The organism is Microvirga arvi (genome assembly GCF_016892765.1).
In the GTDB taxonomy this organism is placed as follows: domain Bacteria; phylum Pseudomonadota; class Alphaproteobacteria; order Rhizobiales; family Beijerinckiaceae; genus Microvirga; species Microvirga arvi.
The window spans coordinates 1-10,229 of record NZ_JAFEMD010000103.1 but is presented as its reverse complement, the minus strand read 5'-3'; the positions used below and the strand labels follow the sequence as shown (position 1 = coordinate 10,229).

Annotated in this window: 9 protein-coding genes; 4 read left to right on the top strand and 5 right to left on the bottom strand. The window is 61.6% G+C overall.

What is annotated here, in order from left to right:
- Window positions 1-982: 982 nt before the first annotated feature.
- On the top strand, window positions 983-1,366 hold the full coding sequence (locus tag ILT44_RS28740; RefSeq protein ID WP_204243032.1) for a hypothetical protein: 384 nt from the start codon (window positions 983-985) through the stop codon (window positions 1,364-1,366).
- 24 nt (window positions 1,367-1,390) lie between these two features.
- On the opposite strand, the gene ILT44_RS28735 is transcribed toward ILT44_RS28740, so the two are convergent.
- Window positions 1,391-2,320: a diacylglycerol/lipid kinase family protein gene (locus tag ILT44_RS28735; protein ID WP_204243031.1), complete on the bottom strand. Its 930-nt coding sequence runs from the start codon at window positions 2,318-2,320 to the stop codon at window positions 1,391-1,393.
- A gap of 145 nt (window positions 2,321-2,465) precedes the next feature.
- On the opposite strand from ILT44_RS28735, the gene ILT44_RS28730 reads away from it, so the two are divergent.
- The 3 genes from ILT44_RS28730 (at window position 2,466) to ILT44_RS28720 (ending at window position 4,842) form a co-directional block, all read left to right on the top strand.
- Window positions 2,466-2,930 (top strand): GFA family protein, encoded by a 465-nt coding sequence (locus tag ILT44_RS28730; protein ID WP_204243030.1) that lies wholly within the window; start codon window positions 2,466-2,468, stop codon window positions 2,928-2,930.
- A 200-nt stretch (window positions 2,931-3,130) separates the two neighbouring features.
- Window positions 3,131-3,562 carry a DUF2231 domain-containing protein gene (locus ILT44_RS28725; protein WP_204243029.1) on the top strand — a complete coding sequence of 144 codons (432 nt, stop codon included), beginning with the start codon at window positions 3,131-3,133 and terminating at the stop codon, window positions 3,560-3,562.
- Window positions 3,559-4,842 carry a PQQ-dependent sugar dehydrogenase gene (locus ILT44_RS28720; RefSeq protein WP_204243028.1) on the top strand — a complete coding sequence of 428 codons (1,284 nt, stop codon included), beginning with the start codon at window positions 3,559-3,561 and terminating at the stop codon, window positions 4,840-4,842. The genes ILT44_RS28725 and ILT44_RS28720 overlap by 4 nt, the downstream gene beginning before the upstream one ends.
- 81 nt (window positions 4,843-4,923) lie before the next feature.
- Here the strand turns inward: ILT44_RS28720 and alaS are convergent, their stop codons facing one another.
- The 4 genes from alaS to ILT44_RS28700 all read right to left on the bottom strand — a co-directional run.
- Window positions 4,924-7,575, bottom strand: a complete 2,652-nt coding sequence (gene alaS / locus ILT44_RS28715) for an alanine--tRNA ligase (protein ID WP_204243027.1) — start codon at window positions 7,573-7,575, stop codon at window positions 4,924-4,926.
- A gap of 165 nt (window positions 7,576-7,740) precedes the next feature.
- The gene (locus ILT44_RS28710) at window positions 7,741-8,310 is read right to left on the bottom strand and encodes a hypothetical protein (protein ID WP_204243026.1); all 570 of its coding nucleotides are present in this window, start codon (window positions 8,308-8,310) and stop codon (window positions 7,741-7,743) included.
- A gap of 216 nt (window positions 8,311-8,526) precedes the next feature.
- Entirely contained in the window at window positions 8,527-9,621 is a 1,095-nt protein-coding gene (gene recA, locus ILT44_RS28705; RefSeq protein ID WP_305070727.1) for a recombinase RecA, read from the bottom strand.
- Between the two features lie 235 nt (window positions 9,622-9,856).
- The coding region (locus tag ILT44_RS28700; protein ID WP_204243024.1) for a hypothetical protein at window positions 9,857-10,229 on the bottom strand (373 nt) is incomplete at its 5' end.

Here is a 10,229-nt window from a genome sequence, read left to right as displayed (position 1 = left end):
CCGAGCAGAAGTGGCTTTCCACCACCGGCTTCCTCGACAAAATCGACGAAAACCTCAAAAAAGCCATGGCGGGTTAATCGAAGCCTTCCACGTTCTGGAATGATGAAAAGCCCGGCCAAAAGCCGGGCTTTTTGCTGCCCGCATCTCCAGGGTAGTCAGAAGCTTGACAATGTTCTCATTTTGTTCTAACGATATATCATGTTGACCAAGAATGTTGCTGAATGTTTCGATCCTCCGATTCACACAGTATTTTGCGGCAGGTTCGCTACGCCTTTGCTGTCGCCCAATTGGAACTACGACAGCTGCGCATTTTAAGAGCGCGCAAGCAGTACAACCCAAACCAGCCGAGGGTCCCAGCCGGTAATTCCGACGGCGGACAATTGACTGGCGGAGGTAGCAGCGGGAGCGGACCTCGCTCGGAATATGCACAACTCAGACCACGTCGCATCCCCGGCGGATATCGCATCATCGGCGGTCGGGCTCATGTGGTCACACCGGCTCAGGAGGCACGGCTGGACATAACCGCCGCGCAGGCCCGCGCGCTGGTGCGCGAGGTGCAGCAAAGAGACCCGTCCTGGAAACCCAGACCCAGCATCTATGAGGGCGTGGAGGGACGAATCCTGGCGAACCAATCGGAGGCGCAGCAAGCGGCTGCCCGACTGAGGGAGCTGAATGCAAGGGAGCCTGCAACAAAGCCGTTGCATGATATCTTACGGCCTGCAGGAAAGCTTCCAGGCTCTCGGCATGGGCGGGCTTCAGAAGGAACACGCACAGTTACACGACCGGAATTCAGTGAGCTGCTTGAAGCTCTAAGTCCAAATGCACAGCCAGTACCATCGCCCAGATCTTATGAGGGGTCCTGGTATCAGCGGCCGGATGGTTCCGTTTTTGGTATTAGGCGAAGCAGGAATAGCGGCATCACGATTGATGTCATTCGCAGCAATCACCCATCTATTCGCGATGGAGAGAAGGTACATAAGAAATGAGTGAAGAACCCCGACATAAACGCTTCGGCGATACGATGAGCGACTACATCGTGCAGGTCGCCAATGAACTGCCTCTCGATGCTGTGGGCATATGGCAGATCGTGCCGGCAGGGCGTCTTGACTTCGATCTTGAAGGCGATGCCCTGACCGATTACGTTCGCCGCTGCATCGCCGAGCTCCTGTCCCGCGGCGCGGTGCCCGTCATCGGCGGCGGGCCTGACGGACCGCATCTCTGGATCGTGCAGCGCCAGTATGGCTCGCAGCCTGAAGAGATCATCGAGAGCGTCATTCGCGAATGGCTAGCCAATGGCGCGCAGAACGAGGATCCGGGTGGGCTGTGGTTTTCCCTGCCAGAGGACGCTTGGACGCCGCCATCATAGGCCTGTGGTGACCAGTCGCCCTTCTCAAGGCGCGATCACGGATAGCGGACGCTCGCCCAATCCGATCTCGAGCGGGAGGCAGTCTCGACAGTCTCCGTCGAGCTGTGCCGGGTCGCCGTCATGGCCGGTGATGCTGACCGCTTTGGCCATAACCGTCCGATAGCCCGGCATGCGATCGAGGTGACCTGTGCCCATGCCGATGATGTAGAGAAGCGTGCTTATCCGTCCGCTGCGCAGAAAGAGGCAGACCTGGAGTTCGGGATTGCCGATATCCGCCCGCGAAGCGAGCTGGAATTCTCCGCCGTAGAACCGGCTCTTCGCAACGATGACGGAGCTTGCCTCCACCACCTCGGATCCGTCGATCTCGGCCCGGTAGCGGCGCGGTGCCCCGGCTAAAAGTTCGCGCAGGCCCTGCAGCACATAGGCCAGCTTGCCGATCCGCTTCTTGAGGCGAAGGCTGGTGTGATCGACAATATGCGCATCCATGCCGACCCCGCACATGAGCGAAAAATACCGCCTGTTTGCGCGGCCGACATGGATGTCCCGTGTTGTCCCATGGGCAAGGAGCCGCGCCAGAACATTGGCCTGTCCTGGAATTCGCAGATCCCGCGACAGCACGTTGGTGGTGCCGACCGGGATGATCCCGAGCACCGGCAACGGCGATTGTTCCCGCGCCATCAAGCCGTTGATCGCCTCGTTGATCGTGCCGTCACCGCCGGCCACCACCAGCACGTCGATGTCGGGACCGCAATCCCGCGCTGCCTGCTCGGCATCGCCGGCCCTCTCCGTTGCGCGCAGCTCGACCTGCACCGCCTCCTTCCGAAGCGCGGTCAGGATCGCGGCCAGACGACGGCGCTTACCGCGCCCGGCCGTCGGATTATGGATCACAAGCAGCCGGCGAGCCGGTGAAAGGCGGCTGTCCGACGCCGCAACGGAAACGTCTGGCCGGGTCACGTCGGCACTTTCAAAAAGCTTGAGGAGCCGATGAGATAGTGGAACATTTCTGAAAGCCGTCAACGCTGGGTTGGTCGATTCGACCAGCCAAGTTGACACGAAAGCCTTCGGATCTAGCTGATCGATCGAGACTAAGGAAAATACCATGACCAATGTCACGAAGTCAGTCATGACCGGCGGCTGCCAATGCGGCGCGGTGCGCTATGCGCTGATGTCCGAGCCGACCCATGCCAGCATCTGCCATTGCCGCATGTGCCAAAAGGCCTTCGGCAATTACTTCGCGCCGCTCACTGGCGTACCGCGCAAGGATCTGGTCTGGACGAAGGGGCAGCTCAGTGTCTTCCGGAGTTCGGAGGCTGTGGAGCGCGGCTTCTGCCGCGATTGCGGCACGCCGCTGACCTATTCCTACCTGGAGAACGACCGCATCACGGTCTCCATCGGCAGCCTCGACGAGCCGGGTCGGATCACACCTGAGATCCAGTACGGGATCGAGAGCAGGCTGCCTGCTTTCGAGATGCTGCACACCCTCCCCAGCGAGCGGACGGAGGACGGCGCCTCACCGGAAGAGTTGCGGAGGATGGCCTCCCGGCAGCATCCGGACCACGATTGAAGCTTGTGATGGAAGCTCTCCCGCCGTCCCCCCGACTCCGCGCCGCAGGGCTGTCACCCCCCTCAAGCAGAGGACGGTTCCATGGATGCTGCCGGGCATGCGGATTGTTTTCCGAAACTTACGGACCGCTGATGCATTGATCCGTCGAACCTTTGCCGGACACGGGCTGTGCGCCCGGTTCCAGGAACGGGAGAGACGCTGTGACTGCCCTATCCCGCCCAGGTGCTCTGAGGCCTCTCCATCCCCTTCACGCCATCCTTCTCGCCTTTCCGCTTCCCTTGTTTCTGAGCGCGCTGGTCAGCGATTTCGCCTACCGGTCGAGCTTCCACATCCAATGGGCCAACTTCTCATCCTGGCTCATCGCCGGCGGCCTGCTCGTCGGCGCCTTCGCGGTACTCTGGTCGCTGGTCAATCTCTTTCGCAGGGGAACGGCCCGCAGAGGGCGGCTGATTGCCTATTTCGTCGTGCTGCTCGCCATGTGGGGGCTCGGCTTCGTCAACGCCCTCATCCACGCGAAGGATGCCTGGGCGACCATGCCGGAGGGGCTCTATCTCTCGGCGATCACGACGCTCCTGGCCCTCGTGGCGGCCTGGATCGGTTATTCCGGGTTTCATACCGGAGAGGTGAAATGATCCGCTCGTCCCTCCTGATCAGTGTTCTGGCCATCACCCTCACCGCCTGCAACGGCGAACCCGAGCAGCCGCAATACGGCGCCAACCCGAACCTGCCCGAACCGCAGCGCGGCCTGTTGCCCTCCATGAAGATCCCGAGGCCGGCTAAGTGGGGCAATGATCTCCCGAAGGTGCCGCAGGGCTACAAGATTCAACCGATTGCCACGGATCTCAAGATCCCGCGCCAGACCATCGTCCTCCCTAATGGCGACATTCTGGTTGCTGAGGGATCCGGCGGCAACGCGCCGACGCTGCGCCCCAAGGACGTGATCGCGGGCTTCATCAAAAGCCTCGGCAAGAGTTCGGTGAAGGGTGGCGACCGGCTGACGCTGCTGCGCGACGGCAACGGCGACGGCACTTACGAAATGCAGGGCGTCTTCGCCGACAATCTCAATGCACCCTACGGTCTCGCGCTGGTCAACGGCGCCATCTACGTCGCCAACCAGGATGCGCTGGTGCGCTTCGATTATCGCGACGGCCAGACCCAGGCGAGCGGGCCGCCGGTGAAGGTGGCGGATCTCCCCGCGGTGATCAATCATCACTGGACGAAGGCGATGGCCGCCAGCGCGGACGGGCGCTTCCTCTATGTCGGCATTGGCTCCAACAGCAACATCACCGAGCGTGGGATGGACGCCGAGGAAGACCGGGCGATGGTCTGGCAGATCGACGCCCAGACGGGAGAGCACAAGCCTTACGCCACCGGTCTTCGCAATCCCACGGCTCTTACAATCCAGCCGGGGTCGGGCCAGCTCTGGGCCGTCGTGAACGAGCGGGACGAAATCGGCCCCAACCTCGTTCCCGATTATCTGACGTCCGTGCGTGAAGGCGGCTTCTACGGATGGCCCTACAGCTATTGGGGTCAGAATGTCGATCCGCGCGCGCAGCCGCAGGATCCGGAGAAGGTCGCCGCGGCGATCCGCCCGGATTACGCCTTGGGATCGCATGTGGCAGCCCTCGGCGTTGCTTTCTCGAACCAGGCGATGGGCGAGAATTTCGCCGATGGCGTATTCGTCGGCGAGCACGGCAGCTGGAACCGCAGCGTGCCGGTCGGCTACAAGGTCATCTTCGTCCCGTTCCGCGACGGCAAGCCCGCCGGAGAGCCGATCGACTTCGTGTCCGGCTTCCTGGTCGACGACGGCAACACGCGGGGACGACCGGTCGGCGTTACGGTGGATCCTCGAGGCGCCTTGATCATCGCCGACGACGTGTCGAACACGGTCTGGAGAGTGACCAGAAACTGACGCCTGCCGGCCATCGGCATCGGCGCCCTTCACGTCAGACGATCCCGGATCGGCTTTCGCCGTCCGGGATGATACCTGTTCTCAAGCCGCTGCCAGAGCCGCCTCGATCGCCGCCAGCGCCGCGTCCGCCTGGGCTCCGTCGGGACCGCCGGCCTGGGCCATGTCGCGGCGTCCGCCGCCGCCCTTGCCGCCGAGCTTCTCCGAGCCGACACGCACGAGCGCGACGGCGTCGATCTTGGACGTGAGGTCCTCCGTGACGCCGACCACGATGCCGGCCTTGCCGTCTTCCGCCACGCCGATGATGGCAACGACCCCGGAGCCGAGGCGCTTCTTGCCCTCGTCGGCAAGGCTCTTGAGGTCCTTCATCTCGACGCCGGTGACCGCACGGGCCATCAGCTTGATGCCGGCCACATCCTTGACCGGATCGCCACCGCCAGAAGCACCGCCGCCCATGGCGAGCTTGCGACGCGCCTCGGCAAGATCGCGCTCCAGCTTGCGGCGCTCCTCGAGAAGCGCCGTCAGGCGGGTCGAGACCTCATCAACAGGGGTCTTGAGGAGAGTTGCGACCTCACGCAGCTTGCGGCTCTCGTCGGTAAGGTAACGACGCGCGGCATCGCCCGTCATGGCCTCGAGGCGACGGACGCCGGCCGCAACCGCGCTCTCGCCGACGATGGTGACGACACCGATGTCGCCCGTTCGGTTCACGTGCGTCCCGCCGCAGAGCTCGATGGAGAACGTCTTGTTGTCGTCGGCCTTGCCCATGGAGACGACGCGCACCTCGTCACCGTATTTCTCGCCGAAGAGCGCGCGGGCGCCGGATTCGATCGCCTCGTCCACGGCCATGAGCTTCGTGACCACCGGCTCGTTCTGGAGCAGCACCCTGTTGGCGATCTCCTCGACCCTGGCGAGCTCAGCATCCTCGATGGGCTTCGGGTGGCTGAAGTCGAAGCGCAGGCGGTCGGGCGCCACGAGCGAGCCCTTCTGGGCCACGTGGTCGCCGAGCACCTGGCGCAGGGCCTCGTGCAAAAGGTGGGTCGCCGAGTGGTTGGAGCGCACGGCAAAGCGGCGCTCGTGATCGACGATCAGCTCCAGCGACTGGTTCTGCTTCAGGGAGCCGTGCTCCACGGTGACATGATGCACGAAAAGGTCGCCGAGCTTCTTCTCGGTGCCGGTCACGAACACGCGGGCACCCTCGCCCTGCATCACGCCGGTATCGCCGACCTGACCGCCGGATTCGCCGTAGAACGGGGTCTGGTTGAGCACCACGAGGCCGCTCTCGCCGGCCTTCAGCTCCGCAACCTCCTGGCCGTCCTTGAGCAGCGCCAGGACGATGCCCTCTGCCGTCTCGGTGTCGTAGCCGAGGAACTCGGTGGCGCCGGTACGCTCCTTCACGGCGAACCACACGGTCTCGGTTGCCGCCTCGCCGGAGCCGGACCAAGCCGCGCGGGCCTTCTCGCGCTGGCGCTCCATGGCGGCGTTGAAGCCGTCCGTGTCGACGCCGATGCCGCGCGGCTTCAACGCATCCTGCGTCAGATCGAGCGGGAAGCCGTAGGTGTCGTAGAGGGTGAAGGCCGTGCTACCGGAGAGGTTCTGCCCCTTGGCGAGATTGCGGGTCTCCTCGTCGAGGATCGAGAGGCCGCGCTCCAGGGTCTTGCGGAAGCGGGTCTCCTCAAGCCGCAGGGTCTCGACGATCAGCGCCTCGGCGCGGATCAGCTCCGGATAGGCCTGCCCCATCTCGCGCACGAGAGCGGGAACGAGGCGGTACATGAGCGGATCGCGCGCACCCAGAAGCTGCGCATGGCGCATGGCGCGGCGCATGATGCGGCGGAGCACGTAGCCGCGGCCCTCGTTCGATGGCAGCACGCCGTCGGCCACCAGGAAGCAGGAGGTGCGCAGGTGGTCGGCGATCACCCGGTGCGAGGCCTTGCGGTCGCCTTCAGGAGTCACGCCGGTGGCATGGGACACCGCCTCGATCAGGGTACGGAACAGGTCGGTGTCGTAGTTCGAATGCACGCCCTGCAGGATCGCCGAGATGCGCTCGAGACCCATGCCGGTGTCGATGGAAGGCTTGGGCAGGCCGATGCGATTGCCGGGCTCGATCTGCTCGTACTGCATGAAGACGAGGTTCCAGAATTCGAGGAACCGGTCGCCGTCCTCCTCCGGGCTGCCGGGAGGGCCGCCCCAGAGCTTGTCGCCCTGGTCGATGAAGATCTCCGAGCACGGGCCGCAGGGGCCGGTATCGCCCATCTGCCAGAAATTGTCCGAGGTCGGGATGCGGATGATCTTAGAATCCGAGAAGCCGGCGATCCTCTTCCACAGGTCCGCCGCCTCGTCGTCCGTGTGGTAGACGGTCACGAGGAGCTTGTCCTTCGGCAGGTCGAATTCCTTGGTGATCAGGTTCCAGGCAAGCTCGATGGCCTGCGCCTTGAAGTAATCGCCGAAGGAGAAGTTGCCGAGCATCTCGAAGAAGGTGTGGTGGCGCGCGGTGTAGCCCACATTGTCGAGATCGTTGTGCTTGCCGCCGGCGCGCACGCATTTCTGCGCGGTCGCGGCCGTGCTGTAGGGGCGCTTCTCGGCGCCCGTGAAGACGTTCTTGAACTGCACCATGCCGGCATTGGTGAACATCAGGGTCGGGTCGTTGCGCGGCACGAGGGGGCTCGAGGCCACGACCTCATGGCCGTTCTTGGCAAAGTAGTCGAGGAAGGCCGACCGGATTTCGTTGACGCCGCTCATGGATTCTCAAACTTCGGGTAAGGGCTTTTCAGGGCCCGCAAAGGTATGATGGTGGCCGGTTTTAGCCGCCTACGCCCGCGCTGTCGAGGCGGCGTTTCGGCAAGGAGAGCGAATAGGCCCGGGAGCAACTTAACATCTGTATGTGGTCGCTCACGGCGTCGCATACTATCCGCTCCTGGTAGCGGCAGGAGAGCGTGTTATGCCCTCAATGAATTCAAGCAAGGCATCTCTCTCAGGCATCTGCTTTAGCGCAGTCTCCGGGATTGAGACCACCTGAATGTTCTTCATGATCAAAAACAGCCCATCCTTGTTCTTGACGGACAAGGCCAAGTTTGACCAACCAAAAAATTCCGAAAAGTCAGCAGATTTTATCAGTAATCCATTCTCTCCAACAAAAACGTCACAAGATACATTTTCAAGAGAACGATAGACATTCTTGTATAGCCGCGCTCTTTGATAATACCATAAAGACAGTACAATTATAAGCAAAACGAACAATACATATAAGAACGCCACTGCGTATCTACTGGGAGTTGTTGAGAAAACATAGAAAGACGCAGCAAATACGAAGCTGATCCAAACTATTGACGCGATCCATCCGGCATGGCGATTCAGCCGTGCGAGATAAGAAGCCATCAGCTTCTGTCCTTGAAGATAAGCCTCATACGGCACGCCCGGCAGTTGCAGATAGCTCACAATACGCCCCGGATCGTGCAGTTTTGCTTCGTCATTCATTATTGCACCTCACCACGGCACTGAAAGTGTCGTTATGAAGTTTCATTTATCTTAAAAAACCGAGTCTTTCAAAACAGCTTCTCCTTCCCGGTACGTAGAAACGAAAAGACCGCCGCGATCTCTCGCGACGGCCTCTCTTTGCCCTTGAAGGAGAGCAAACCTCCTTTTGTGCATGACCTTATCGGATAACCGGATCCCACTTATCCGGGCCATGCATCAGTCAGCGGAACCCTCGTCCAGATCGTCGGCGGTTGGAGTCGCCTGCTCCAGGATGCGGTCGGCCAGCAGGCCGGCATTCTGGCGGATAAGGCCTTCGATCTTGTCGGCAACCTCGGGGTTGTCGCGCAGAAACTGCTTCGAGTTCTCGCGGCCCTGGCCGAGGCGCTGGCTGTCGTAGGAGAACCAAGCGCCGGACTTCTCGACGATGCCGGCCTTGACGCCGAGATCGATGAGCTCGCCCACCTTCGAGACGCCCTCGCCGAACATGATGTCGAACTCGACCTGCTTGAAGGGCGGAGCGACCTTGTTCTTGACGACCTTCACGCGCACCGAGTTGCCGATCGGATCGTCGCGATCCTTCAGCGTCGAGACGCGGCGGATGTCGAGGCGCACGGAGGCGTAGAACTTCAGGGCGTTTCCGCCCGTGGTGGTCTCGGGCGAGCCGTACATGACGCCGATCTTCATGCGGATCTGGTTGATGAAGACTACCATGGTCTTCGACCGGGAGATGGAGCCGGTGAGCTTGCGCAGGGCCTGGCTCATGAGACGGGCCTGGAGACCCGGCTGCACGTCGCCCATTTCGCCGTCGAGCTCGGCCTTCGGCGTCAGCGCCGCCACGGAGTCGATGACGAGCACATCGATGGCGCCGGAGCGCACCAGGGTGTCGCAGATCTCAAGAGCCTGCTCGCCCGTGTCGGGCTGGGAGATCAGGAGATCGTCCAAATTGACCCCGAGCTTGCGGGCATAGACCGGATCCAGCGCATGCTCCGCGTCGACGAAGGCGCAGACGCCGCCCTTCTTCTGGGCTTCGGCAATGGTGTGCAGCGCCAATGTGGTCTTACCGGACGATTCCGGCCCGTAGATCTCGATGATGCGGCCGCGGGGCAGACCGCCCACGCCGAGCGCGATATCGAGGCCGAGCGACCCCGTCGAAACGGTTTCGATTTCAACCGGCTGCTGGCCCTTGCCGAGCCGCATGATCGAGCCCTTGCCGAAGGCACGCTCGATCTGGGAGAGCGCCGCGTCGAGAGCTTTCGTTTTTTCTTTATCCATTGATGAGCTTTCCACCAGTCTCAGGGAGGACTGTGACATGACCTAACATCCTTATGGCAGGAGGAAGAGTGAATCTCAACGCGGTGTTGAGAGAATATATGTACTCACTTTGTTCCCTATCGCAAGTTCTTTCTTCGTTCTCTTTTAGGAATTCACAATTCCTGTGCAGGGCACGATGCCGCAGGGTTAAAGATCAGTTAATTCAGAGGCTTAGCGTCACCCACCGACCATGCCGCGGTTGTATCGAAATGGATAGGAGTCCCCATCCGAGTCTTCATGTACGGATCTGCTGCAGCTTGAGCTTCATGTGGTGCCTGATGTCATCGACAGAGTTGCGAAGCTGCAGGTCAAAATACATTCTGCCTCGCTCGCGGAACGGAAGGCAGCCAACGAGGTACACCTCCTGATCGCCAAAGCTCCATATCTGCAATGACGCTCGGTGGCTTTCGATATCGATAGCCGGCAATGTGCGCTCAAGGCGTGGCCTCTTACCCTTGACCAAACCGACGAGAGCGTAGTTCAGCCGCATCAATGTCTCACGGTTTTCCGCTTGGTCGGCTGCGCTGGGATTGTAGTAGTCGGCATTTGATCTGACATTCAGCGTCAGAGAGTGATCGGGTTGAGCCTGTCCGGCAGGATCAGGCTGC

Bases quoted from the DNA above. Each gene is read 5' to 3' on its own strand.
- ILT44_RS28720 (WP_204243028.1), top strand. From the start codon at position 3,559: ATGATCCGCTCGTCCCTCCTGATCAGTGTTCTGGCCATCACCCTCACC.
- ILT44_RS28710 (WP_204243026.1), bottom strand. From the start codon at position 8,310: ATGAATGACGAAGCAAAACTGCACGATCCGGGGCGTATTGTGAGCTAT.
- alaS (WP_204243027.1), bottom strand. From the start codon at position 7,575: ATGAGCGGCGTCAACGAAATCCGGTCGGCCTTCCTCGACTACTTTGCC.
- ILT44_RS28730 (WP_204243030.1), top strand. From the start codon at position 2,466: ATGACCAATGTCACGAAGTCAGTCATGACCGGCGGCTGCCAATGCGGC.
- recA (WP_305070727.1), bottom strand. From the start codon at position 9,621: ATGTCACAGTCCTCCCTGAGACTGGTGGAAAGCTCATCAATGGATAAA.
- ILT44_RS28740 (WP_204243032.1), top strand. From the start codon at position 983: ATGAGTGAAGAACCCCGACATAAACGCTTCGGCGATACGATGAGCGAC.